The organism is Pseudoalteromonas sp. A3 (genome assembly GCF_025942345.1).
In the GTDB taxonomy this organism is placed as follows: Bacteria; Pseudomonadota; Gammaproteobacteria; order Enterobacterales; family Alteromonadaceae; genus Pseudoalteromonas; species Pseudoalteromonas atlantica.
In genome coordinates, this window is the sequence record NZ_JAPCKL010000010.1 from 20,518 (window position 1) to 47,286 (window position 26,769).

Sequence of the window (26,769 nt, forward strand, 5' to 3'; positions counted from 1 at the left end):
AAACTTGAGTTATACAGATTCAAGCGTATTAATCTTTAAGTTTGAAATTGTGATTGCTTCATCATCAACAAAAAGCATTTTCATCCCTTTACCTATAATAAATTCACCTTTAAGCTCAACCCAATCAGATACTTGACCTAGCTTTTCAAGTTCAGATTCAGAATTAATATAAACAAGTGGTAAATGAGCTGTACCTGATGGACCATCCTTGATAGAAATTTCTACACGTAACCAAATACTCTCTAGTAAGGATTCGACTGGCTCTATTTTCAATGATTCAATTTCGTTAAAGTTTGCTAAATAAAATTCACCATTAGTACCCAAAACCTCTAGATATGGATTTAAGCAATCATCAAGATCTCTTGGTGATGTTTCGTTTGTGGCAACTCTTATAGATTCCATCTCTCGAGCTAACTGCGAGGCTTCATCGGTTGAACCTTCTAAAAGAGCAACATGCATTTTCAAAAATAGTGTGTCTAACTCACTCGCATCATGAAATAACTTAGGAATTCCCTTACCTTGATAAAAGTCAACTCGCGATTGTTGCGCACGAATTAAGTGCCTTAAATTTACAGCACCAACTGCAAACTCCGGATTCTTTTGAACCATAAAGTCGAGTTGTTTATCAGCTTTTTCAAGCTCACCATTTATGCAAAGTAGCTCAGCGTAGATACTTCTGATATCAAAATTTAATGGCTCATCTTGAAGTTCTTCCGCACAGTTAGCTAATGCTTCTATAAGTTTTCCTTCACGAATTAAAGCGTGTATTTTTCTCATATATATTATTCCTTTATTTGATGGTGAGGACTTAGCTCAGTAATTAGTTTAATGCTGGACACCATTTGGTCTAGCTGAAAATGGGGTTGAAGCTGAAGTACCGAAAAGTAATGTCCTGGGTTAGCTTTATTTTCACTTACTTTTATTTTAGCGTTACTAAGAGGGTATTTACTTCTCATATACTCAGATGCAGAGTCTGGGGCAGCAGTATAGTTATTTATCCATTTTTGCAAGTCTTGCTCGCACTCTCTAGAGTTATAATAAGAGCCAACCTTATCTCTTGCCATTAACTTCAAATAATGTGCAAAACGTGAAACGCACAATATATATTGCAGCATAGCTGACAGACGGGCATTTATAGTCGCAGCACTACTAGAATCATAATATTTCGCTTTTTGAGCGCTTGCATTACTATAAAAAACAATGTGTTCAGTATTAGTAACTGAAGAAGCTGGAATAAAACCTAATTCAGAAAATTGCTTCTCTAGCTTACTTGTTACTAATAAATCTAAAGGTGGTTTCGCTTCTTTCTGATAAGTGTCATTAGCGTAGCTATCTTTTGCAAGCCCTGTAACAAGTCCTTTAGATACTTTGCCAGGTTCTATTCCTCGGATTTGTCCAAACCATCCACTATCGCAATACGCTCTTATGATGGTAGAAACAAATTGAAATGCTGCATTTCCCCAAAGCATATCGTTTTCAGGGTCTTTAATATGCTCTTTGAAATAAAAATCTTGATGCCGTTTACCATCATTACTGTAGGGTGCTCTGACTAATACATGAGGGAGTGTTAAACCAATAAAACGAGACTCTTCCATCTCTCTAAAGCTTTGCCATTTTACATATTCTTTTTGCTCAAATTGATTAAATAAATCAGAATAATAGCCTAAATCTGAGAAGCTATCAGCGCCGAAAAAGCTCGCTGATACAGAACAAATAAAAGGTGAAAAAGCTGCAGCTGATGTACGCGAGATTTCCTTTATAGTATCAATATCATTATAAAATGCCCCACCAGAGGCTGAGTTACTTACTTCATAATCTCCAATTATTACACCAAAAGGCTCTCCACCAGCACGATCGAATTCACTTTGGTAAATTAACTGAAAAAAACTACTTTGATCAAAGTCAATTGCCTTATTAACATCCTTAGAAAGGGTGCCCCAATCACAATTCAATACCTTTATTTTGACTTTATTTTCTTTATCTTGCTGTTCTGTTTGTACAAGTAGCCACTTTAAATTGCGCCAGCTAGCTTCTAACTTTTGAAAGTCTGTGTTATGAATAATAGTATTTATTTGCTCAGTTATCAGTCGATCAAGTTCTACTACTACTCTTTGAAAGTATGGAGCCAACGATTCTTTGGCCCATGAGATTGGAGAATCAGAAGAGCCTTCAAGCCAGAGTAATAAAGCTTTATTTAGATTTTTTTCGTTTAAAAATCTATCTAGTAAAGCCTCATTATCACTTATTCTGGAGTGTGCTTTATTATGAAAAGCAGCTCCTTGACTTATAAATGAAAACTCTTCGTGATTCATTCTAATGCATTATCCTTAACGCCAGAGACTAATAAATTAACCAATCTCTGGAATTTTAGCTACCAAACGCAATGAAGACGTTAACTCTTCCATTTGTAACCAAGGTTTCAGCCATGCAATTGCATTATATGAACCTGGTTGGCCAGGAATTTCCTTAACAGACACTTTCGCATCAGCTAGAGGATAACGAGCCCTAACATCTTGTCCACCACCTTCAGCAGCATTTACGAAAGTTAAAATCCATCGATTTAGCCAAGCTTCGACGTCTTCTGCCTCCATAAAGCTACCAATTTTATCGCGCGCCATCACTTTTAAGTAATGTGCAAAACGAGAGGTAGCCATCAAATAAGGTAATCGAGCCGAAATTGCTGCGTTAGCTGTTGCATCAGGAGTAGTATATATTTGCGGTTTTTGACAGCTTTGACCACCAAAGAAAACAGCGTAATCGGTATTTTTGTAATGGCACAGAGGTAAGAAGCCTAGTTTACTTAGCTCAGCTTCTCTACGGTCTGTAATGCCTATTTCAGTAGGACACTGTAAGTCAGGGTCACCGTCATCACTTGTGAAAATATGAGTTGGGAGGCCTTCTACTTTACCGCCGCCTTCAGCACCCCGTATTGCTGTACAAAAGCCATATTCTGCAAAAGCCTTACTCATATTTGTTGCCATTGCGTAAGCTGCATTACTCCAACAGTAATCTTCATTTGAAGCACTCAGCGCTCTTCCATCTTTTTCTCCTATTTCAAACTCTTCGAAGTTAAACTCTTCAACAGGTTTTGAGGCAGCACCATACGGTAATCGAGATAAGAATCTAGGCATAGTTAATGATACAAATCGAGAATCATCACTTTCCCTAAATGAGCGCCATTTTGTGTATTCTACTGATTCAAATACTTTTTCTAGGTCTCGTGGTTTTGTTAACTCTTCCCAGTCATCAAATCCAAATAATGAAGGTGCTGAGGCTGATATAAATGGGCAAAAACCGGCAGCAGATACATTTGACATTAAACTCAATGTTTCAACATCTTCAGGGTGGTTAGTAAATTCAAAATCACCAACTATGGTCCCGTATGGTTCGCCACCAGGCGTGCCAAATTCAGACTCGTAGATCTTTTTAAAGGTCTGGCTTTGATCAAACTCAACTGCTTTGCTCAAATCTTTGTGAAGTTCTTTTTTCTTCATGTTTAAAACGCGAATTTTGAGCGTTGAACTCGTTTCAGTATTAGAAACCATATGATGGAGTCCACGCCAAGAGCCTTCTAACTTTTGAAAAGCGTCAGTATGTATAACAGCACTTAACTGCTTCGATATTTTTTCATCTATTAATTTAATTGCTTCATTAAATGTAATGGTTAAATTTTTGTTCCACTGAACTGTACCATTTAATGCTTCTTCAGTTAGCGTTTTAAGAAGCTCTTCTGCGCGGCTAGCATCTGTTTGCTTAGTAGCACCAATTGCTTGCTCAAGGAGAGACGTACTAGCGTCTGTAGTGGACTCTAATTCTGTACTTAATTGTTCAGTACTCATTTTTCAGTCTCCTCTATCTTTAATTCTTTTGCCATAGAATCTAAGCTTTCAGTATTACTTAATACTTCTTCAAGTACATTTTCTAATTCTTCTGAACGGTCAATCTTAGTCATTAAGTCACGTAATTTATTACGCGTTTCCATTAATTTTCTTAATGGTTCAACTTGATTCACAACAGCTGCAGGCTCAAAGTCATCCATAGACTTAAAGTTAAGCTCTACATTAAATTGTGAGCCATCATCGTTAAGCGTATTGTCTACAACTAAATTTAAAGAGGGGCTCATACGTTTTAGAACGTCATTGAAGTTATCGCGATCAATTTGTATAAAGCGCCTATCTTTAAGTGGCTTAATATTTTCAGTACTATCACCGGAAAAATCGCCCATTACGCCAATAACAAAAGGTAACTCTTTTTTTACTGCTGCGCCTTCTGTTTCAACATCATATGTTATGTGAACGCGAGGTTTACGTACTCGTTTTAATTTATCATGGATACTCATAGAGAACTCCTTTTACTTATGTTTCAGTTTCGCTGATCTTAATGCCAGACAACTTAAAGTACCCGGTCCTAGCATCACTATCTGTTATTAATTCATTTAATAATTCAGGCAGCGATAATTCGCTCCATCGAATCACTTGTTCTATTGTGTATGACATTGGAGAATGTGGTTCAGTTTTTCTAAAAAAAGCGGCTATTTCTTTAAGTTTATTTATCGCACTCTCGCGAGAGTCTATTTCTAAGCTACCTTGCTTTTTAGCTGCTATTGTAGTGCCTAATTCACCATTCCCCTGTATCAATTCAGCTTCAAGTAATACTTCAGCTTCAGCTTCAAGTTTAGCTTGCTCCAATGCAGCAAATTTATCAGCTGCAATATGATTAACTGCAGCTAGACTTACTTCCAGAGCCTTTTTAATATTGGACGTAGGTTGGGGTTGCCCAGTGACTTGATCAAGCACTTCACTTAAAAGCGAAAATTGCTGCATGGCCTCTTCAATATCTTGCTTTAAGGTTACAAAAAACTCAGTGCTTGTTTCAGCTGCACTTCTTTCAATGAGTTCATAGTCAACAGCACCTGAGCTGAGTTTTTTCTCTCTTTTTTCATCATTTAGACGCGAAATATCATAGCCTTGCTGATATTCCCAAAAAGAATATGACTCCATGCTGGCACTATCCGTAAGGTAGATACTTTTAATTGGAATTATTAATGTGCCTTCGCCTGCGGAACCATTGAGACCAACCAATGCAGATACTTTATCTGATACTTCATCATCGTCATCAAGTGACGGGTATAATTCATTAAAATAATTATTGAGTAAGTTGTGAGCAACTTTAAAACCAAAAGCTAAACCTTTAAAGCTATAAACTCGGCACAGCCCTTCAATAAACCACGCTAAATACTCTATATCTTTGCTTTCAGTCTTTATTGCATTACTACATTGTTCTAATAGAGGAAGCCAGTCTCTTGATAATGAAGAAATACCTTCTTCATCAACTAATGCATTTCTCTCTGCGGCACGCAGCTGATTTCTTAAATCTTTTAAAGCATAATAAGTAGACGTTGGGGAGACATCAGATCGAGGGTCTAAACCTGCGATCTCAGTTTCAGAAATAGGGGAAATATACTCTTCAAATACAAACATTCCATCGTCCTAAAATTATCCATAAAACTCCAATAAAGCGGAGCGGATTTCATATTACATTCTTTATAATAAATTACAAGCTTAGTTACAATTGAGTTTAAATCTTAATTGTTGTTTTTATATAAATAATTAAAATTTAATATACTTTATTAAATCACGCCAGAAATTAAAGTAAAAACTCTAAAATAAAAATATATTACTTTTTATATTTAATAATAACTACTTAGTAAAAAGTGGAATAGTAGCCTCATCCTGAATTTTGTATGTTTCCGATTTGCTACTAAAATTATCATGTCCGTACTTAATTATAATACAGGTAACATTATCGCGCGCACCTCTTACTAAAGAAGAATGCATTAGCGCCATACCTGAATCAATAATACTATTAGGTTCTAATGACAAACATATTTCTTCATCAGACAATTCGCCTGTTAAGCCATCTGAACAAAGCAAGAAAATATCATTAGTGTTTACTTCACCTTGTACTACATCTACTTTAACTTCGTCTGTAACGCCCACTGCACGGGTAATCACATTCGAAAGAGGGTGCGTTTTTGCTTCCTCGACTGAAATTACGCCCTCATCGATAAGGTCATTTACTTGGCTATGATCCCGCGATACTTGCTGTAATTGGCCATTTCGCAACATGTATGCCCGGCTGTCACCTACCCACAAAACATAATATTGATTATCTTTTATAAATAAGGCGGTTACTGTACTGCCCGCCGTTTTACTTCCTAAGTACTGAGCGCTGTAATCATTTAATTGGCGATTTGCATCTTCAATAGCTGAAACAATATGAGAAACGCCAAGCGTAGCTAGTGTCTTTTCTTCAACTTTTGCTCTAATAACATCTACGACTAGTTGGCTTGCAACTTCACCCGCTTCATGTCCACCCATTCCATCAGCTACTACCCATAAGTTATGGCTATTAATTTCAACGTGTGAGTCTTCATTTAATTGCCTAACTGCACCGCGATGAGTTATTGCGTAACTTGTACTTAAATTGCTAATCACTATTTTTTACCTGTGTGTAATTCCATTCCCAATGTTTCCATCGGCCATCTAACATAGCAGCAACTTGGTTAACAGGCGGTAGTCCTGAAGTAACAAGCATCATAGGCTTTATATTGCATGAACCGTGTGTCCACCAAACACTATAATCACCATGCTTTTTATATAAAAGTGCATGAAGGGCGTCTTTTAGAACATCACTTGATAGCTCATCACCTGAGAACTCAAATGCTTCACCCTCTTTATTTTTGTCACTAGAGGGAGAAATACTAAGCTGCTTTTTAGGCGCTATAAGGGTGCTTATCGATTTAGCAACGTCTTTTCTCCAAGTAAAAAGGTCAACAGAGCTATCGAGCACTTTCAGTACTGTGTCTTCGTACTCTAAGGAGAAAACGCCCGAATTTAATACTTCTATCGGCGCAACTTCTAATGTACTGGCCACTGTAAATGGGTAATGGCGCCCTACTGCATCCATACTCGGTAATAGAGTTCCCATTACGCCTTTATCGCCAACAATATTTGGCGATAAAGCAAAATGCCATACAGGACCTGTTAGGTAGTTATCTTGCCAATTGTCGCCTAACTGTTCTTTGCTTACAGCAATAGCTGCTTGCAGCCATTGCTCCCAGTGCTCTGAAAATTCTTTCGAAACGCTGTCTTGAACAAAGTCCCCCAAGCTAGGGACTTTGCCAAGGTAGCCTATATTTATAATCGGGTCGGACATGAAAACTTCTCTACACTTTTATTCCAAAATGGATGCCTAATTGATTTTGGCAATAGCTCAACTTTTGCGTTGTTACCCATGAGAGAGAAATGTAACTTTAAATCCTCACGTGTTTTTGCTCTTTTAGCGCTTAACTCATCTAGCATGCGATAAAGCGACCATTCACCTTGGTAAGTCGTATTAATTGGGCGGCCACCACTTGGCGGCGTAAACTCAATTCTTGTGGTACTTTGCCCTGATGAGCCTGGCCATACAAAGTTAGTAATTTTGATTGGACCATGACGATATGACATGGACTGGCCATCTATTTCCACTCTAAATTTAGAGACAGTTTGATCTAATTCAACGGTTCTTAAGCCAAACTCAATTCTAGGTGTTGCACTTCCACCATCGAAGAACACAGTTTGAATTTGATGGGCTAGTTCAAACATGGCTAGAGTATCAGCGCTTATGCCAATGTCTTTTTCAAACTTCCACGGACTCGAACTCATATCCACACTTGGCGCTACATAGTTAGTGAAGAAGCTATCAATAGTGCCATCTGGTCCAAAGAAGCGTGTAAAGTCTTTCATATTCACTTCTTTTTGTGCATAAGGAGAGAAAGGGTATCGGCCCACAATAGCTGCGTTGTACTCACGTAAAACTTGGCTTTTCCAAATCTCATTTAAGTGCCTGTTAGCGCTATTTTTAGTGATATTACTGGTATCTCTGCTTATATCTAATAACCAGCTATTAAATGGGTAAGGTAGATCACGGCTTTGGAACTCAAGCTGGCGAATGAAACTTGGTTTACTTTTTCCACTGATTTGATCTTTTATTGATGACTTTAACTGATCACCTCTATCAAGCTTAGTGAGATATACATTAAGCTCTCTGAGGTTTTTCTGAATGTTATCTAATTGCTGAGCATCAATATTTATAACATCTTCAAACGCTTCTTCAACCTGATAACCTGGCAGTTTAATGTCAAACTTAGGAGCTTCGTCAGGTAAAAAACGTTTAATTCTGTTAGCTTTAGTTTGCATTGCAATTTCAGCGGCATTAGCGGCAACTTTACCCGCTGCTTTTTGATTCTCTGACACTGGCAGTTTGGTTAGTTGCACATTTTTTTGCACAGCCATAATAATGTTTTTAATAGGTGCTTCAGAACCTGCTAGGGCATCAGTAATATTAACCCCTTCGGCTGGAGAGCTATATTGGTTTAAACTCAAGTCATCAATAAATGATTGCCAAAAATAGATGTAATCTTGGAAATAACGCTGCTCTAGCTTCTTCTCAATTTCATCTTTAGAAATATCATAGGTGCCCGTAGCTTCCTCGCCATATACCCAGCTGCTTGCCATCAAATTACCAAGCATTTTACTTTTTTCAACATTAAAAATGCCGTGAAAACCGTTAAAGGTATATAAACCAGGAATACTTCGAGTCAGCTCACCGTTGTTTCTGAATGTGAATTTTTGCGCGCTTTCAAAACTAATAATGTCTGTTAATCTAAACGGCGGAATGCTGCTATCAAGAAAATCAGCTTGTAGGCGTTGGTATGCTCTTTCGGCTATTGGTAACTTAGTTAACTCAGCTCTAGCTATACGCACTGCTTGATTATCTATTTTTGTTTGACTAACCCCCAGCTCTAATAAGGCAGCAATGTGGTTCATTAACTGGCCGCGAGTTAGCGCATTTTTATCACCTGGTAGGTTTCTTTCAAGGTATGCATTAAACCAAGCCGAAATGTCTTCACTTTCAAAGTACTCAGGTTGGAATAGCATTAAATAGCACTTTAGCGTCTCGTATAAATAGCTAAGGTGCTCTGGGTGGGCTTCCATTTCTTTAATTAACGTATTGGCTATATAAGGTTCTAAATACGTTTGTAGAGACCTGTTATAGGCTTGTGTAGATGACTGTTTAATTTCATTAAGCTTATTAAAACCTATCGACTGAGATTCATCGTCATCAACTAACGCAGGATTGTTAGCTGGTAAATTTCTTAGCGCATTGAGCCTGTCGTTTAATACTAATAAGTTACTTCTATCAAACGAGGCTCCATCTAGCTCCTGATAATTTTCAATGGCTTCATCTGTAGCAGCCATTAAATTATTATTCCATGCAAAGCTAAAGTACCACGAAATAGAAAAACCAATTACCGCAATACTGGCTAAAGAAATACTACCTACTCTCAGCCATTTGTTTTGCTTGTCGTGATGTTTGTTAGTACTTGCTAGGTTTTGCTCAGGGAAAATCACACCTTCTAAAACGTTTTTAATAAAGAAGCTTTTCGATTGATTTATATAGCTAGAATCTGCTGAGTTTACATCATTTAAAAAACTAGCTGGCTTCCCTTCTTGAGTAGCACTGGTCAAATACACGCCCCTAAACATAGGGAGTTCTTCATACGCGTTAGGGGTAAAAATTTCTTTTAAAAACGCATCGCCCACACCTTGAAGCACACGAAGTTGTCTCGGAAATTCAAAAATTTTGGCTCGTATTTCTTCATTACGCTCGTTAATCAACCTACGATTAAGCATTTCTGTCAGCTTTGAAATTAACGCGTGAAACTCTTTATTAAACGCTTCAACTTGAGTGTCTTTATCTAGGTCTAACTCAAAAGTAACCCCCCAAACTTGCTCGCATTCCTCTTCTGTAAGCTCGCCAAAAAACTCTCTAAAACCTTCAATTAAATCAACTTTAGAAAGAATGACGTATACCGGAAAAGTCATACCCAACTGATTTTGTAACTCTTGTAAGCGCTGTTTAATTGCGCGGGCATGCAGATTACGCTCTGTTTTAGTTTGACTCATGAGCTCAGAAATACCCATGCTGATCATTACACCATTAATGGGCCGTAGAGGGCGGTATTTGCGTAAGAGCCCTAAAAAGCCTTCCCAGGCGCGCGAGTCATGCTTTGCGTGGCTACTTTGTGTTGTGTATCTTCCTGCGGTATCGATAAGTACGGCTTTATTAGTGAACCACCAATCACAGTTTCGTGTACCACCAACACCATGGACTAGATCCACACCTAACTTATCTTTTAACGGATAGTCTAAGCCTGAGTTATTAATAACTGTTGTTTTACCGGCCCCTGGCGGGCCAATCATAATATACCAAGGTAATTGATATATATTTTTACCTTTAAATAGCTTTACATCTTTGAGTAAATTGATAGCTTCATTCATGCGATTTTTTAACGTGGTGATCTCTTCATTTACCTCGTTACTGCTCGACTCATCGCTTTCAATTAACTCATCGGCCATTTTCTCATCGCGTTTGCTTTGTTGCGTTAAGCTATAAATTTTGGTGATAGCAAACACTAAAATAACAAACAAAATAGTTAATAGCCGTGCTGCTACGCTCTCTAAAGGTATATAGTCGGCAATCGCGATAAGCGGACCACCAAACCAAATTAATAAAGATAACGCCAAAAAGCCGATAATTAACATGGCTGTTTTAGAAGTGAGTACGTAAGTAATTTTTTTTATTTTGTGTGAAAAACTCATGTCAGCCTCATTAAAATAATAAATCGATTTCAATTCGTCGGTTTAGTGACCGAGAAGCTGAATCTGAATTGCTGGCGATAGGCTCTGCTGCACCTTTACCCTCAGGCCATAAACGGCCACTTAGGTTTGTACTTTTAGCCATAGAATTGGCAACTTGCGTTGCACGCGCTAATGATAGATGCCAATTTGATGGATATTTATCGGTACGGATAGGCGTATCATCGGTATGTCCAGTAATTAAAATACGGCCTTTTGTCCCTTCTAAACTACGTGCTAGCTTTTCTAAAATAGGTTGAATGGACGGTAATAATTTCGCATCGCCTTGATTAAATAGACTTTCATTATTTATTGAAATTCGTATACGGTCTAGATTTTTCTTTACTGTAACAATCCCCATCTGAATTTCTGTTTGCAGTAACTGCTCAAGTACTAATAACTGCTTATCTTTTTTATCTACACTTTCGTTTTGCGCTATAGGATGAATAACAGCCAGCTTATCGTTAAGTGAAGTAACGCCATCGTTGAGTTTCATGTTGATAAATAAGTAAACCATTAACAGCACTAAGCCCAGCACTGAAAAAATCACCCAAAGCGGAACTTGATTTCTAAGCTCTACGCCAGCGGCAACACGCTGCTTCCAATTAGGTGAAAGTTTATTGTTCAATGGGCCATCTAATTGATTTAAAAGGTGATACATTTGAGAGCGATATTCTTCTATTTTGGTATCGCCACCGTTGTCTAGCCTGTATTTACCTTTAAAGCCTAAGTTTAAGCAATGGTACTGCAACTCAATAAATTGTTTGTGCTGTTCAGGTTGAGCCAGTGCATTATCAAGCAGGGTGTAAAAGTATTCACCGCCAAACGTTTCTTTATGAAACGTCGATAGTAAACTCTCATCAGCCCACTCCATTGAGCTCCATTTAGAATTTAAAACTGATTCATCTAAAATCGCACACAAGCAGTAACGCGAGTTAGTGATTACATCTTTAGAAAGCCCCTGGTTGCGCACTTCAACTTCAAAGCGCTTTACAGCCTCAACACAGCGATGCTTTAAAGCAGCAATATTTGTCATCTCTTTAGCTTGGCTAATCGAAATTACTATTGAAAAACAATCTGTAGCCGCTTCTAAAAGTGGGTTTTTAAAAATTGAAACTTTAGACGTATTAGCAACACTGCTGACAACAGGCTCAACAGACATCACTGTTTTATCAGCATCGTTATCAACATTCGGAGTGTTTGAAGTGTCACGCCCTAGTCTACCAGGGCGAGGTTTTATAATGGTTTCATCCATTGAAACTCTTCCTTTAAAAGTTAGGTTCTAATTGCCCAAAGGCTTATTTGTAGCTCAGGGTAATTGCCCGATAAGTGGATAGCGATACCACCACTTGAACGAAGTTTTTCCCAATGTTCACCCTGCTTGTTTAACTCAAAGTAATGAAAACCTGCATGGTATGGGATTTGGCGCGGTGCCGTTGGTAAGTTACTAATGGTAATACCAGGAATTTGGTTATTAACTAAGTCACGTATGGTTTCTACACTACCGATCTTAATTTGTGAGGGCAGTATTTTGCGCAGCTCTTCGTGCGGTACACTTGCTTTGATTGCTAAAACAAATTGTGCCGAGTTAAGTACAGATTTATCTTTTAGTGCGCCAAACGAAATACCAAACTTGCTTTGTTCTAATTTAATTTCTGTCGCAGTTTGTTCAATAACATGGCTTAAAGATTGATATAAAAAATTAACTACTTCAGAAAATACTTTGCCCAAATTTTCATGATCGTACTTAGGCAGCTTTGGTACTCTTTTATTCGCAGTACTAAAAGTAGATAGCTCGCCAGCAAGCTCAATAAGGCGGGTATAAAATACATTTGGGTGGAGGTTATTCACGCTAAGTAGATTGTCAAAAACAGCATCGTACTTATTAAGGGTTTGCAGCATGATAAAGTCGGCAACAGAGGTACTCCCTGCATAACCTTGGCATAAACGCACAGAAATACTCTCTGCACGCTGTTTTATCATAGAGCCTATTTCTCTTACTAAACCGAGTAACGGCTTGCATTGACCTACTTTTAAAGAGGCAGGTATGTATTTAGTGTCAAGCTTAATGCTTCCTTCATTGCTTACTTCAATAATGCGCGCCACAGGTAGCAAAATATACCCAGCGAGATCATCAGATGAAAGTACAAGCTTGCTATAAATTTTAGCAACCTGAATTACCTCTTGAGATTGAGCTCCCAAAGAGTCGTCACTAACCGCTAAGTCATTTAGTTTATAGCGCGTAACAATATTCTCATCCAGCGCTGAAATATTAATTCCACTGTTTTTGATTGCCGGGATAGCTAGGTATACCACCTCATCATACACGTCTTTACTAACCACTAATGGCTCAGGTAAAGGAGTAGACTGTGGCATTTCAATTGGTAGTAAATCAGGTGTAATAGCACTTAAAGACTCAAGGGCAAACTGTCCTGAGTTCAATAATTGTGTGTCTATACTTATATCAATTATGCCCCATGGATCAGATAAATTCCCATTGCATAATTGATTTATTAAGTTAGAAAAATGCTTATCTGATTGTTGAAAATGTTGCGGCCTTAAGAACATCCCTTCAGTCCACGCAACACGAGTGTTATCACCCATTTTACAAATCCTTTTTATTGTTCTCTCATGTATGTTGCAATTGCTTCAACATTTACATCTATATCGTCATAGCCTGTTGGGTCAACCTCTATAACGGCTCTCCACCTTGCTTGGTCGATATCTCTATAGGCCACAACAACACCCACATAACGGGTATTTCTGTTAAGGCTCATTTTGTATTTTTGTACTGAGTTTGGTTGTAGCTCTAACTCATCTTTTTTAAGTAAATCTGGACCCAGTAGCTTTTCAGGCGTTTCGTATAAGCTAAAAAAGTCCTGCGTATCAAAAATTGTTCGTGAACTAAGTTCAAATATTTTCATAACAACTGGCGACGGTCTCTCTGATGTGTCTGGATTTACATCTTTAGAAACATTAATAATTAAATCAGTTGAAGGCGGCACTATTTTATTTACGGTGGTACACCCAACCGTCAAAAAGAGTAGGCTAATGCTCATAAAAAAGAGCTTAAGTTTAGACATTATTTACTTTCCTTCCTAAAACGTTTCTTGAGTTTTATCATTGTAAGCCTTTAAAAAATCGTCAGATAACGCCATAGCGCCTTTAGCATTAACATCATGCGCTAGCTCTTCATGAAGGCTTTGGTATATCTTCCAACATTTTGCTTCTGACTGGCCTGGAATAATCTTTAATACATTAGAGTTTTCATTTACTTGCTGGGTGATTAGCTGGGGAGAAACCTGCTCTAAAATCCCTTTAAGTACACCATCAGCTCCTGCTAATAAAGCATGTTCATGTCTTCGTGTATCAGTAAAACTTTCTTTAATCGATTCACGAGACGACAGGAAGCTTGCACTATTTCTTATGAATAAATTCTGAATAACATCATCAATATCAGCAGAAAATTTTATAGGGTTATTTTGCTTTGTTTGAAACATGGTTTGATTCAAACGTAATTGATTTTTTACCAATGCTCGTTGTCTTAATGACTCCATCAGCTCGTTTAATAATAAATTTAAACTTTGCCCCATTTCAAACCACAACTCTGGTGTATTGAGGGCATTTTGAAGCTCAGTTTTAACACCTAAACCTTTTAAAAACGCCTCCGATAAAGCGGAATTAGCGCTTGCGGTACTAGCGTGTGTTTGCGCTTGTTTTACTGGCTGCTTAACGGGTTCTGGTGTTTTTTGTGGCTCAACTTTAACGGGTTGTTCTGCCACTGCAACATCATCAAAATGGTTTTGCGGTGAGACTGACACATCAGGGTTCATTAAATGTGATAACTCATCCCAATTTTCAGGAATTTGATTATCAGGCTGTGCCATGTTTTCTTCTTTCATTGAAACAGCAGGCATTGACTCATCTAAAATAGATTCATTTAAAAATAAGTCACTTGAAGAAAAATTATCTATTGCAGGTGCCGGGGCACTATTTCTTAGTGCAAAGTCATCCGTATTTGGGCGTGCTTCATTGTATGCTGTCGTAGATTGAGAATCAGCTAACTCGACCTCAATTTGAAAGTCCCCCACTGTAATCACATCACTGTGTGCTAAACGGTGTTTATTACCTTGACCAAGCGCAGACACGCCAAAATTAACAAACGTTCCGTTAGTAGAGGTATCGTATAAGTAAAACGAATCCCCTTCTTTTTCAATACGGCCGTGTTGGCTAGAAATTATTTTTTCAGGATCAGGCAAGTGCCAATCGCACGCTTCCGAGCGGCCAAAAATAAGAGAGTGTTTAGTTGTTTTAGAAGCTTCAATTTCAGGCGAGAGTCTATGATAACTAGTTATATTTAGTATCAGTTCCATTTGATAAGTTAGTCCCATAAATCTACATTTTTATTAGGATAAAGTAGAAGCGAAACTATTGTCAACATTGAAATTAATATATAAAAATATACACATATATTTAAATTTGAAGACAATGATAAATCTAATAAACCTAAAAACATGAAATCCAATAATTAAATCACCGTTTGAATGTTCCTTTTCCAGCACACTGTAACAAATTTAATCCCAAACAAAATAAAGTGATAAATTACCGATGAATGTACCTTTTACGCCTTTTACAGCGCTTTTAAGCACGTTATTTTTTAAGTTTAAAAATAAAAACAAATTTTAAGTGAGTTAAAACAGGCGACATAATTAATTTTGTATGAAACTTCTACGATAGAAAGATTGCTAAAGTAATCTTTTTTTGTAAAAATACTGCCGTTATCAAAGGGAGAATTGATAAAAACGATAAAAATTCACCTTTGCAATTATTTATATATACACAATAAAAGGATTTATAATGAGCGGTATCAATAATTCTAACGATAAAACTCAGATAGCGTCGCTTGATTCAAATCTCAAAAAACCCCAAGCTAAAAATAAGCTCAATCTAATTGGCAAAAAAATATCTGCTCGTTACTTGGTTGAAGAATTAATTGGCCAAGGCGGTATGTGTTATATCTATCGCGCAAGGGATTTATTTTTAGAAAGCCCAAGCCGCCCTGAAGTGTTTGTTGCGATAAAGGTGTTACTCGAAGAGTTTTCACACTCAGAAGAGGCCATCACTCTCCTAAAAGATGAAACCACTAAAACACAACAGTTAGCTCACCCTAATATAGTTAAAGTCTATTCAGCAGGTTCAGATGGCGATCTTCACTATGTAACAATGGAGCTTGTTGAAGGCGAAACACTTGAGCAAATAATAAAAAGAAATAAACCCACTGGCATGGTGTTTAAAAAAGCCAAAGTAATTTTAGAGCAGTTAGCTGATGCACTGATTTACGCGCATGCACGCGGTGTTATCCACAATGATTTAAAGCCATCGAATATTATTTTTGATTCTAACGGCAACTTAAAAGTACTTGATTTTGGGATTGCAAAACATAAAACCATTGAAGATGCCTATGCTGTTCAAAACCAACAAAATGCCGCAGTTGTAGGTGGTTACACCCCCACCTATGCAAGCCCGGAGCAACTTAAAGGTGCAGAAGCATCAGTTAAAGATGATGTATTTTCTTACGCATGTATAGCCCTTGAACTATTAAGCAGCAAACATCCATTTAACCGCGTAGCAGCTGATAAGCTAGCAAAAGAGACATCGGCAAAACGCCCTAGTAACTGCCCACTATGGTTGTGGGGTAGCTTAAATAAAGCAATTGCATTAAACGCTTCTGATAGATTAAGTTCACTCGACCCCATTACTGCTAAATTAAACCATAATTACAAACCAGCTATCGCACTAGTAGCAAGCTTAGTGGTTGCTACAGTATTAGCAGGGCAATATTACTTATCTAACGATAACAATGTAAAACAGCTCGAAGCAAAATTAGATAATGCTCAGGCTATAAATCAGCAAGTAAAAACGTGGATGTCGTGGAGTGGCCCAAGCATACTCGATAAGCTTTCTGAAATACCGCCGCAATACGAAGTTTTAAAGCAAGGCTTATTGCGTGTAAATCAAGAGAGTGTTTTGCAAAGCTTTGATGGTATGGCTAATCAGCTAAATAATAGTGGTGATAAGTTTAAGAACTTCGACGAAACAATAGATGTATACACTCAAGCGCTTGAATACTACCCAGATTCAGAAAAGCTTTCTGTGCAACTGGAAAGCATTTTAAGAGAAAGACAATCTATTATTTTTGATATTACATCGCGAATTAATTTACTTTTAGAGCAATCTCGTTATAACGAAGTTGATAACAATAGTATTCCTCAGTTAATTCTTGATTTACATGAGGTAGATAAAACTTATGTTTATCAAGTATCTCCTACCCACTTCGAAAACTACAAAAAAGCGTTAGAAAACGCAATCGCTAAAGATGATGTAGTCACTCAAAGTTCTTTAATATCCGTTGGTAAAGCCATTTTGGATAAAAAACAGAAATCTGAAGTTAGCTTTGAAAGTTTACTACAAAGAGAGTCTGCAATAATCGCGTTAACTGATTATCAAGATAAACTTAATCAAGGTAAGGAGGTAGTCTTCCCTTCAAATGCTGCTTTAGTGTTTTATGAACAACGCTTCGAACGCTATTCTAAGCAACTAACTGTTATAGATAAATATAAAGATTTAATTGCACTAGAGGAGTTAATTGACTCAGAGTCGACTATTTTGCCCAATGATTTTCCTTTATTAGTATCTATCAGGCAAGAATTGTCAAAGCGCTATATCACAATGGCCAATAGCTTAATGAAAAAAAGAATGTATCGAACAGCTGAAACATTAGTTGAGCGAAGTGAAGCTATAACAAAGTCCTTAGATAGTATTATGCTGTAGCATCATTAGTGTATTTGAAAGTTTTTAAATAATAAATATACAAGCTATGAATTTAGGAAAGACAAATATTATCTACTTTATTACTTCCTTACTTTCATGGCCCTATTTTAAAATAATAATTTTACGGAGCTCACATGAAAAAAATAACCGCACTTGCAGCATTACTCATCTTAAGTGGCTGTGCAAACACTTCAAATATGAATGAAACTGAACAAAAAGTTGAAGACAATGCTGCCGATGTTCAGGCTGAAGTAGCCGAAGTGGTTGCTCCAATCTCACTTACCGTAATTACTAACCCTAATGACGCCCGCGTACGTATTATGAATATCAAACCGGTATACCAAGACGCGATCGAACTAAAAGAAGGTGAATACGATGTTGAGGTAAGCAAACCAGGTTACCAAACTTATCGTAAGTGGGTTGTGGTTGATAAAAAAACCATACTTACAGTAGAGTTAGATGAAGTAGCCAAAACTGAAGCTGCAAACTAAACACCGTGTAAAATTGTATTTATGCCTTTAAATACACATTAATTTAAAGGCATAACTCTCACGTTTTCTGCAAAAAATGTAATAGCCCCTATTACACTCACATTCCCAAAAATACACAGCCATAACACCACTATAAAACGACGTTTTTGCGATTTATGCCTAAGCCATTGCTGTGCAATGAGTGCGCCGGGCCAACCGCCTAGTAACGACAGTAACTGAAGCGTGCGCTCGGGTGTGCGGTTTACTTTTTTATGCGCTGATTGTTTAGCTTGTCGTTTATCCCATGCGTACATTATAAAAGTAGTAAAGCTTAAACCTGTAAAGTAGCTTGGTATATAAATACTCATATTATAAAGCCAATGAGCTTGCCATACTGCGACCAAAAAAAGCAGTGAGAAGGTGATTAATGTTTTCTTTATCAATTCATGATCGCCTATACTAAAAAGAGTTAAACCAAAATAATAAGAGCCAAATTATGACATACTTTAAAGCCCTATTTTTAGTATTATGCTTATACGCCTTTAATAGCTACGCCGCTGATACCCCAAGTAACCTTGATAAAGAACTCGCTGTATTTAAACCTTATTTAGGTACATGGCAGGCCGATTTTGACGTACCTAAAGGTGCAAAACCTGTACAAGATGTTGGCCACTGGGAGCGCGCATTAAATGGTAAAGCTATACATACCAAGCACTCTATTAATGAAGGTGAGTATGGTGGGGAATCAATGATTTTTTACGACAGTAAAAAAGAGTCATTGGTGTTTTACTATTTTACTACCGCAGGTTTTTACACAAAAGGCACCATGAAAGTGCTCAGCCCTACCCAATTTGTAGCGTATGAAGAGGTAACAGGCAGTAAAGAAGGTATTACTAAAGTGCGCTCGATCAGCGAGCTAAAAAACGATACGTTTGTAGTTTCAACTTCTTATTTAAAAAAGGGTGAGTGGACTAAGCCCGAGCAGCGTACTTATACACGCAGCACTAAAGCCGTTAAATTTAAATAATGGCCATTCGCTTACAATACAAAAAGGCAGCCTAGGCTGCCTTTGTTATTTATAAAACCGCTATTATTTAGCAAACTTTTTAAATGGTTCGTCAACTGGTGTATCAGCAAGGTGGTTAGTGTAGTTGCTCATTACTTTTTGCGATAAGCCTACAACAATTTCTAGTAGTTGCTGTTTACCGTAACCTGCTGCAAAAAACTTTTCAATTTGCTGATCGCTAATTACGCCGCGATCGCGTGTCATTGCAAGTGTGGTTTCACGTAGTGTTTCAAGTTTTGCATCTGCAAGTGGTGTTTTGTTTACTAGGGCATCAACAATATCTTGGTCTACATTCATTGAAGCGGCAATTGCGCTGTGTGCTGGTACACAGTAATGACACTCGTGCTCAACATTAATTGTTTGCCATACCACAGTTAGCTCTTCTGCGTTAAACGAGGTGTTTTGAAATAACTCATGCAGTACTTGGTAACCTTTAAGTAGCGTAGGCGCTTCTGCCATTACGGCATGAAGGTTAGGCAACATGCCAAATGCTGCTACTGAATCAGCCATAAGCGATTTTGACTCTTCTGGTGCGTTGTCTTGGGTATATAACGTAAATTCTGCCATGTTCTGCTCCAATAAATTAATGTGTTTGAGTAACCTGGTGTCAGGTTAAGTAACTTCGAGACACATACTATTTGATTTTGAGCGACTGTTCAAGTTAAAATTGAGCATACGTTCAAAATAGTTGAGAATAAAATGGCAAACAAAGTTAAATTTGAGCGCGATAATGTAATTCGCGTTGCAAGCCAATTGTTTTGGGAAAAGGGGTTTAACGCCACCTCAACCCGCGATTTACAAGAAGCCATTAACATGCGCCCAGGCAGTATATATGCGGCGTTTGGCTCTAAAGAAGGCCTATACAGCGAGTCTTTAAAAGACTACACAGTACAAATGAAAAGCCAAATTGATGGGTTTTTAGCAAGTTCTGACTCTGTTTTAGGTGGTTTGCGTGCGTTTGTAGAAAACGTAATTATTAAAACCAAAGACTGTAGCCCAAGTGCTATTTGTATGTTGGTAAAAGCAAACAGCGAATTTGCAGAAAAAGACGCCTCGTTATACGAGCTAAGCCTAGATCTATCAGCAAAGTTTGAAGCCTACTTAACCACCTTGTTTGCTCAAGCCATTAAAAATAATGAGCTAAGCAGCAACCTTACCGCGCTTGAATACGCGCAGTTTTTTCAGGTGCAGTTTACTGGGCTTCGTGGCTATTTTAACCGCCCAGGGGTTGAGCAATTAGCGCAGCCAATGATCAATCAAATGTTTGCCTTGATCAAAAAGCTATAACGTTTCGTTTTACTAACTTCTAAAAAGTCTCAACTAAAAAAAGCGGCTAATTCGTGTGAATTAGCCGCTTTTTATATTTGCTAGGGTTGAGCTTTACTTACGTTTTAAGTTTATTAAGCTCGCTATCTTGCTGCGCTACCAGTGCATTAAGCGCTTCACTGCTATCGCCCGCTTTGGTAGATAAATCAGCAAGTTGCGATGCCGCATCAGAAATAAGCGTAAGGTTACGGTTTATCTCTTCGGTTACTAAGCTTTGCTCCTCGGCTGCGGTGGCAATGTGGGTAATTTGATTAGTAATTTCATCTACTTTTACTACCACACTGTGCAGCGCGTCAAACGCCACTGAGGTTTCGTCTACTGCGCTTTGCGCGCGTACTACGCCTTTTTCGATTACGGTTGATGCATTACCTACTTCTAACAATAAGCTATCTATAAGTTGGCTAATATCATCGGTAGATGAGCGTGTTTTAGACGCCAGTGCACGTACTTCATCGGCAACTACCGCAAAGCCTCTGCCGTGCTCGCCAGCGCGTGCTGCCTCAATGGCGGCATTAAGTGCAAGTAAGTTGGTTTGCTCTGAAATGGTTCTGATCACATCTAAAATTTGCGTAATATCTTTACTACGCGAAGCCACTTTTTCAACCGCTTGGTTGGCTTCTTTTATTTCTTCAGACATGGTTTTCACTTGGCTCATAGCCGATGACAAGCTCGACTCACTGCTAACCACTAAACCATTTATTTCATCCGCTTGTTGAGCAGATTGCTCAGAGGCTCTGGCAACTTCAAGTGCGGTGGCGCTCATTTCGTTCATAGCGGTCACTACACTTTCAATTTCTTGAAACTGCGATTGCACATTATGTTTTGTATCAATAGCAATATGTTGTGCTATTTCGCCTTGCTGTTTTGTTTGCGACGATACATCTTTAAGCTCTGCAATTAGGCCACGTAGCTTAGCTAAAAAGGCATTAAAACCACCCGCAAGCGCAATCAGCTCTGCGTGGGTATCTACATGGAGTGTATGAGTTAAGTCACCTTCTGAGCTGGCAAGGTTATCTACACGCTGTTGAATTTGCTCAAGGGGTGCAACCACAGTGCCCACTACTACTTTCATAATAATAAAAGCGATTAAAGCAATAACAGCACCGGTTATTAAAATAACAACACCGAGCTGATTGGCCGAGTCGCTCATGTTTTTAGCTAAGGCATTAGGCCCCTCTAGCGCTAAATTACTTGGCACTTCAATAAGTAGGCTCCACTGAGTGTTAGCCAGCTTAATATTAATTGGGTAGTTAACTAAATACTCGCTAGGTGTTTTAAAAAGGCCATGTTGCCCTTTAAATTTAACCAGCTCACTGTAAGTGTTACTACTAACTGCCTCTTTAAATGGGCGGCCTAATTTAGATTTGTAGTGACTGCTGCCTACAATTAAACCTATATCACTTAAAAGTGTTACTTTTGCTTGGCCGTTATAAAGTTCGCTCGAAAGTTTTTCGGTTAAGCCCTGAAACGTAGGGAGCGTTAAATCAACGCCTGCTAAACCAATAAAGCGGCCCGATTTAGTAATAGGTACGGTTAATGAGGTAAGCATAACCGAATCGCCAGAAGGTATTTCGTAAAGGTAAGGTTCCATAATACAGGGCTTAAGTGTATCTTTTGCGCATAAATACCAATGCGCTTCACGAATACCAAATTCGTTTAACGAGGTCAGGTATTTATCGGCAGCGTTAGCTACTTTTTGCTGCTCAATAATGCCGTTTTGGTCACGCGTTATATATACTTCTAACGTGCCATCGCCATTAACTGAGTGTTTATATCCTTGCTTAAATTGCGCGTCTTGCCCATCAAAGGCATTGGCTTCAAACTGCGAATAAATTGACGATAAAAACCGATTTTTTTCAAGTATAGAGCGGTTAATGCTCACTACCGTGTCGCGGTCTAATGTTTGAGTATTAGCCGCATCACCAAGTAATGCAGCTAATGAGTTTGGAATTCGGTAAGCTTCGTTGATAAATCCGGCTATTTTTTCGCCGTAAGCAGCCGCGTTTGCGTTAAGCTTTTGCTCAACTTCGGCCACGATATAATCTTCAGATTCTTTAGCGAGCGCCTCGCTGTTTGATGACATTTGCCACCATAAAACTCCAGAAAGTACTAATACTGTTAAAAATGTACTCCCTACAGTTATCCATAATAACTTTTTTGCTAACGTGAGTTCTCGCACTTAAATTACCTTTTGTTAAAACACCCCTACAGTTTAATATACAAACTGCATCAAGCCATCAATAACATAAAATAATTTAAGTTTTTTGAACAATTAGGCCTAACGCTTGGCCAAAATAGCAGTGGTTATCGTGGCACCTATGAGTAAAGCAACGCTCACCCACAAACACGCTACAAAGCCATAAACCTGAAACACCCACCCCGAAAGCACCGTGCCCAGTAAACGCCCCATGGCATTGGCCATGTAATAAAAGCCAACATCAAGCGATACACCATCGCTTTTAGCAAAGCTGACAATTAAGTAACTATGCACAGATGAATTAACGGCAAATACACCGCCAAAAATAAGCAAACCTATAATCAGCGTGGCATGCACGGCCACATCAAGTTGCATAAAAAGTGCTAATAGTGCTGTTACACCACTTAGCAGCAACACCCATAAATAGGCATGTTTAACGGTATCAACGTTTGAGTTACTGGTGCCGGTAATACGCGGCGCTTGCGATTGCACACCACCGTAGCCAATTACCCAAAGTGCCATAAAGCCACTTACCCACCAAAAATTCCAGTTAAACTGCTGGGCTAAATAAATAGGTAAAGCCACTACAAACCATACATCACGCGCGGCAAACAAACATAACCGTGCTGCGCTTAATAAATTTATTGCACGGGATTTAGAAAATAGCTCTTTAAACTTAGGCTTATTTTTAGCCTTGCCCATGTCGCCTTTTAAAAATACAACGCTAATAATCCACGCAATAGTGAGTAATAAAATAAGGGCTTTTAAAGCACCTACAAAACCCAGTACAGTAAGGAGTAAACCACCTAAAAAGAAGCCGACCCCTTTTAACGCATTTTTTGAGCCCGTTAAAATAGCCACCCATTTATAGAGCTGGCCTTGGCCGCTTTCTCCCTCGGGCACTAAGTGTTTAATGGCGCTTTTGGCGCTCATTTTATTTAAATCTTTTGCTATGCCGCTAAGCGCTTGCGCCGCCATAACATAAGCCACGGTGAGCCATTCACTTGGCGCACATAACATGGCAAGCGCCATTATTTGCAGCGCCAAGCCAAAGTTCATGGTTTTATTAAGGCCTAAATGAGCCCCTAGCCAACCGCCCACTAAATTGGTGATCACACCAAAAATTTCGTAAAACAAAAACAGCATGGCAATGGCCAGCGCACCATACCCTAACTGATGAAAATACAGCACCACCAGCATACGTAGTGCGCCATCGGTTAAGGTAAATGCCCAGTAATTACCGGTAATTATTAAATACTGTTTTATTGCTGTAGGTAAATTAGCGAGTTGCTCAAACATGGTTAACGCCCTTAAAACCTTTAATTAATGGTTAAACCAAGTCACTTTTAGCAACTTTAAGCATAAGCTCGGCAGTACGATTAGCGTAGCCCCATTCGTTATCGTACCAAGCGTATAATTTAAGCTGGGTATTATTAATAACCATGGTAGAAAGCGCATCAATAATGCTACTGCGTGGATCGGTTTTGTAATCAATCGATACAAGCGGTTTTTCTTCGTAACCTAATACACCAGCAAGCTCGTTTTTAGACGCTTGAGCAAACCATTCATTCACCTCAGCGGCAGTTACACCACGCTCAAGCTCAAATACACAGTCAGTAATCGATGCGTTAGTTAAAGGTACGCGCACGGCATGGCCATTTAACTTACCTTTTAGCTCAGGGAATATATGCGTAATGGCTGTTGCACTACCGGTTGTGGTAGGTATTAAACTTGTCCCGCACGAACGAGCACGGCGTAAGTCTTTATGTGGCGCATCAATAATAGTTTGGGTATTGGTAATATCGTGAATAGTGGTCATTGAGCCGTGCTTAATGCCTACTTTTTCTTGCAGTACTTTTACAATAGGCGCTAAACAGTTAGTCGTACACGAAGCCGCAGTCACAATTTTGTGCTCATCTGGGTTATATAAATTATCGTTAACGCCCATAACCACATTTAAAATGCCGTCTTCTTTTACCGGAGCGGTTACCACAACGCGCTTAACACCTTGTGCTAAATATTGATTTAACAACTCAGTGGTTTTCATTTTACCGCTGGCTTCTATCACTACATCGCAATCAGACCAATCGGTATCGCTAATGGTTTTGTTATTGGTAACGGCAATAGTGTGTTTACCCACACTAAAGCTATTCTCGTTAGCTGTAACGCTGTGCGCTAAACGCCCGTGCACTGAGTCAAACTCTAATAAATGGGCATGTGTTTTAGCATCGCCCGCTACATCGTTTACTTTAATAAATTCTACTTCTGGCCACTCTAGTGCTGCGCGCAGTGTTAAACGTCCCATACGGCCAAAGCCGTTAATACCTACTTTAATTGTCATAATAAATACCTTTAGTAAAGTTATATCAATTTACTTAATTAACAGCAGCTTGCTGCACGCTCTGGGCGATTACCCATTGCATTGAGTCGATTTAAATCATCGTTATAAAACGCAGAATTTTCGTTTCGTGTTTGCGTTAGTACGCTAAGAGCCCATTGTGGCAGGGCTTTATTAATACTGTAATACACCCATTGATTTTGCTTACGGTCGCTCAATAGGCCACATTGCCTAAGCTGCGCTAAATGGCGCGACACTTTAGGTTGGCTCAGTTCAAGCGCAGCAACAAGCTCACACACACACAGCTCTTGCTCATGGCTAATTAATAACATGGCTTTTAAGCGTGTATCGTCGGCTAAGCATTTGTAAAATTGTAGTGGGTTGAGTTGTTCCATAGCATCCTCGTTTAGTTAGTGTGCATACAATAAAACAAAATAAGAATATATGAAATAGTGAATATACGATTTTTCGTATGTTTATTTAAAAGCCCACTTCAATTAATGTGATCTCTAGTAAATTGCAGCGCACAAAAAAGCCCAGTGGCAAACCCCTGGGCTTTTGTAGCGTTTTAGTATGAGCATACTTGTTTTATCGCTACTGCAATTTAAAGCCTTATGCTAACAAGGTATTTACGCAGGTCTGTGCGATAAAAAGATGCCCTACGCTTTGCTCTACTTCACGAGCAAATTCTAAATCAATAAGCAGATACGTTATACATTGTGCCTGCACAGTAGCTATTGAGGTAATTACCACTAAGTTGCAAAAGAAAGCGCAAGATGATCAAGTAATGCTCGTATTCTTGCCGGTAAGTGGCGGTTTGAAGCATACACTGCATTTAGCTCCAATATGCTTGCTTCGTAGGGTTCGAACAGTAACTGCAATGAGCCGTCTTTTACGTAAGGCTCTGTCACGTATTGTGGGCCCATGCCTATTCCTAGCCCTTGGGAAGCCATGTGGGTTACTGCTCTGGGGGAGTTAGAAGCAAAATCGCCGCTAACATTAACGGTGAACGTATTGCCATCTTCCTTGAACTTCCAGTTTTCAGGGTCGTTTTGAGAAGTTTGCAATAAACAATTGTGTGTCGCCAGCGCACGGGGATGGCTTGGTGTGCCATTGCGCTTTAAATACTCAGGAGAGGCAAAAAAAACAATACGCATATCCATTAATCTTTTAGCGATCAGCGTTGAATCCTTCAACGGCCCAAACCTCACAGCAACATCCACACCTTCATCGATAATAGCCACGTACTGATCAGACAGGTTCAACTCAACATTAATTTTCGGATGCTTGGCTAAAAATGGGGCCAGTGCATCGACTAATTTAGTACTGCCAAATGCGGTAGGTGCGGTTAAGCGAACCGTGCCAGACAGATCAGACTGTCGATGCTGAATGACATCTTCTAGCTCTTCAAATTGTTCCAACAAAGGAACGCATCGCACAAAATACGCCTGCCCAGTTTCGGTCAACGTAACACTGCGCGTAGTTCGGTGGAACAACAAAGCACCGTGTTTTTGCTCCAGCTGAGCAATGTATTTACTCGCCAGTTTAGTGCTTATGCCTAGTTGCTTAGCACCACCTGTGAAAGATTTTTGCTTTGCCACCGCAATAAACGTGCGCATGCCGTCAAGTGTATCCATAAGAGCTCCCTATATTGCTCCGTGTAATGCTTCGCCCTATTCATGAACATTTTGTACATAGTGATTCCATAAATCAACATATTGTTCATAAGAAGCGCAACGCCTAATATTTACCCATGCCACAACAGGTCAGTGGCTAACAGCAAAAGTCATCAGTTA

General features: G+C 38.8%; 23 protein-coding genes. 4 read left to right on the top strand and 19 right to left on the bottom strand.

Features of this window, described 5'->3' with window-relative positions; genetic code table 11:
• Positions 1-9: 9 nt before the first annotated feature.
• The 12 genes from OIZ54_RS15515 to tagH form a co-directional block, all read right to left on the bottom strand.
• Positions 10-777 (bottom strand): type VI secretion system accessory protein TagJ, encoded by a 768-nt coding sequence (locus OIZ54_RS15515; RefSeq protein ID WP_264390767.1) that lies wholly within the window; start codon positions 775-777, stop codon positions 10-12.
• A gap of 5 nt (positions 778-782) precedes the next feature.
• Positions 783-2,312, bottom strand: coding sequence for a type VI secretion system contractile sheath large subunit (gene tssC, locus OIZ54_RS15520; RefSeq protein ID WP_264390768.1), 1,530 nt, complete (start codon positions 2,310-2,312; stop codon positions 783-785).
• A gap of 36 nt (positions 2,313-2,348) precedes the next feature.
• The gene (gene tssC / locus OIZ54_RS15525) at positions 2,349-3,839 is read right to left on the bottom strand and encodes a type VI secretion system contractile sheath large subunit (RefSeq protein WP_264390769.1); all 1,491 of its coding nucleotides are present in this window, start codon (positions 3,837-3,839) and stop codon (positions 2,349-2,351) included.
• A complete protein-coding gene (gene tssB, locus OIZ54_RS15530; RefSeq protein WP_248461777.1) occupies positions 3,836-4,339 on the bottom strand; it encodes a type VI secretion system contractile sheath small subunit in 504 nt (167 codons plus the stop codon). Before tssB ends, tssC (OIZ54_RS15525) begins: the two co-directional genes overlap by 4 nt.
• 16 nt (positions 4,340-4,355) lie before the next feature.
• Positions 4,356-5,480, bottom strand: a complete 1,125-nt coding sequence (gene tssA / locus OIZ54_RS15535) for a type VI secretion system protein TssA (RefSeq protein ID WP_264390770.1) — start codon at positions 5,478-5,480, stop codon at positions 4,356-4,358.
• A gap of 219 nt (positions 5,481-5,699) precedes the next feature.
• Positions 5,700-6,497 carry a PP2C family protein-serine/threonine phosphatase gene (locus OIZ54_RS15540; protein WP_264390771.1) on the bottom strand — a complete coding sequence of 266 codons (798 nt, stop codon included), beginning with the start codon at positions 6,495-6,497 and terminating at the stop codon, positions 5,700-5,702.
• Positions 6,490-7,218, bottom strand: a complete 729-nt coding sequence (tagF, locus tag OIZ54_RS15545; RefSeq protein WP_024032881.1) for a type VI secretion system-associated protein TagF — start codon at positions 7,216-7,218, stop codon at positions 6,490-6,492. Before tagF ends, OIZ54_RS15540 begins: the two co-directional genes overlap by 8 nt.
• On the bottom strand, positions 7,200-10,709 hold the full coding sequence (gene tssM / locus OIZ54_RS15550) for a type VI secretion system membrane subunit TssM (RefSeq protein WP_264390772.1): 3,510 nt from the start codon (positions 10,707-10,709) through the stop codon (positions 7,200-7,202). Before tssM ends, tagF begins: the two co-directional genes overlap by 19 nt.
• A gap of 10 nt (positions 10,710-10,719) precedes the next feature.
• Positions 10,720-12,000: a type VI secretion system protein TssL, long form gene (tssL, locus tag OIZ54_RS15555; protein ID WP_264390773.1), complete on the bottom strand. Its 1,281-nt coding sequence runs from the start codon at positions 11,998-12,000 to the stop codon at positions 10,720-10,722.
• 20 nt (positions 12,001-12,020) lie between these two features.
• Positions 12,021-13,349 (bottom strand): type VI secretion system baseplate subunit TssK, encoded by a 1,329-nt coding sequence (gene tssK, locus OIZ54_RS15560; RefSeq protein WP_248443407.1) that lies wholly within the window; start codon positions 13,347-13,349, stop codon positions 12,021-12,023.
• Positions 13,350-13,363: 14 nt separating this feature from the next.
• Entirely contained in the window at positions 13,364-13,828 is a 465-nt protein-coding gene (gene tssJ / locus OIZ54_RS15565; protein ID WP_248443406.1) for a type VI secretion system lipoprotein TssJ, read from the bottom strand.
• A gap of 15 nt (positions 13,829-13,843) precedes the next feature.
• The gene (gene tagH / locus OIZ54_RS15570) at positions 13,844-15,118 is read right to left on the bottom strand and encodes a type VI secretion system-associated FHA domain protein TagH (protein WP_248443405.1); all 1,275 of its coding nucleotides are present in this window, start codon (positions 15,116-15,118) and stop codon (positions 13,844-13,846) included.
• A 484-nt stretch (positions 15,119-15,602) separates the two neighbouring features.
• On the opposite strand from tagH, the gene OIZ54_RS15575 reads away from it, so the two are divergent.
• Both OIZ54_RS15575 and OIZ54_RS15580 read left to right on the top strand, forming a co-directional pair.
• On the top strand, positions 15,603-17,576 hold the full coding sequence (locus OIZ54_RS15575; RefSeq protein ID WP_248461773.1) for a serine/threonine-protein kinase: 1,974 nt from the start codon (positions 15,603-15,605) through the stop codon (positions 17,574-17,576).
• A gap of 134 nt (positions 17,577-17,710) precedes the next feature.
• Positions 17,711-18,067 (top strand): PEGA domain-containing protein, encoded by a 357-nt coding sequence (locus OIZ54_RS15580; RefSeq protein ID WP_264390774.1) that lies wholly within the window; start codon positions 17,711-17,713, stop codon positions 18,065-18,067.
• Between the two features lie 38 nt (positions 18,068-18,105).
• On the opposite strand, the gene OIZ54_RS15585 is transcribed toward OIZ54_RS15580, so the two are convergent.
• Entirely contained in the window at positions 18,106-18,489 is a 384-nt protein-coding gene (locus OIZ54_RS15585; RefSeq protein WP_264390775.1) for a DUF1294 domain-containing protein, read from the bottom strand.
• Between the two features lie 53 nt (positions 18,490-18,542).
• On the opposite strand from OIZ54_RS15585, the gene OIZ54_RS15590 reads away from it, so the two are divergent.
• Positions 18,543-19,073: a hypothetical protein gene (locus tag OIZ54_RS15590; protein ID WP_055255511.1), complete on the top strand. Its 531-nt coding sequence runs from the start codon at positions 18,543-18,545 to the stop codon at positions 19,071-19,073.
• Between the two features lie 63 nt (positions 19,074-19,136).
• On the opposite strand, the gene OIZ54_RS15595 is transcribed toward OIZ54_RS15590, so the two are convergent.
• Positions 19,137-19,679: a carboxymuconolactone decarboxylase family protein gene (locus OIZ54_RS15595; RefSeq protein ID WP_029773647.1), complete on the bottom strand. Its 543-nt coding sequence runs from the start codon at positions 19,677-19,679 to the stop codon at positions 19,137-19,139.
• Positions 19,680-19,811: 132 nt separating this feature from the next.
• Here OIZ54_RS15595 and OIZ54_RS15600 point away from each other — a divergent pair, with 132 nt between their 5' ends.
• Entirely contained in the window at positions 19,812-20,399 is a 588-nt protein-coding gene (locus OIZ54_RS15600; RefSeq protein WP_024032893.1) for a TetR/AcrR family transcriptional regulator, read from the top strand.
• Between the two features lie 97 nt (positions 20,400-20,496).
• On the opposite strand, the gene OIZ54_RS15605 is transcribed toward OIZ54_RS15600, so the two are convergent.
• The 5 genes from OIZ54_RS15605 to OIZ54_RS15625 all read right to left on the bottom strand — a co-directional run bounded on the left by OIZ54_RS15605 (position 20,497) and on the right by OIZ54_RS15625 (position 26,610).
• On the bottom strand, positions 20,497-22,617 hold the full coding sequence (locus tag OIZ54_RS15605) for a methyl-accepting chemotaxis protein (RefSeq protein ID WP_024032894.1): 2,121 nt from the start codon (positions 22,615-22,617) through the stop codon (positions 20,497-20,499).
• A gap of 99 nt (positions 22,618-22,716) precedes the next feature.
• The gene (gene arsJ, locus OIZ54_RS15610) at positions 22,717-23,934 is read right to left on the bottom strand and encodes an organoarsenical effux MFS transporter ArsJ (protein WP_264390776.1); all 1,218 of its coding nucleotides are present in this window, start codon (positions 23,932-23,934) and stop codon (positions 22,717-22,719) included.
• Positions 23,935-23,965: 31 nt separating this feature from the next.
• On the bottom strand, positions 23,966-24,976 hold the full coding sequence (locus OIZ54_RS15615) for an ArsJ-associated glyceraldehyde-3-phosphate dehydrogenase (RefSeq protein WP_024032896.1): 1,011 nt from the start codon (positions 24,974-24,976) through the stop codon (positions 23,966-23,968).
• A 38-nt stretch (positions 24,977-25,014) separates the two neighbouring features.
• Positions 25,015-25,368, bottom strand: coding sequence for a metalloregulator ArsR/SmtB family transcription factor (locus OIZ54_RS15620; RefSeq protein WP_004587025.1), 354 nt, complete (start codon positions 25,366-25,368; stop codon positions 25,015-25,017).
• 357 nt (positions 25,369-25,725) lie between these two features.
• Positions 25,726-26,610, bottom strand: a complete 885-nt coding sequence (locus tag OIZ54_RS15625; RefSeq protein WP_264390777.1) for a LysR family transcriptional regulator — start codon at positions 26,608-26,610, stop codon at positions 25,726-25,728.
• Between the last annotated feature and the right edge of the window lie 159 nt (positions 26,611-26,769).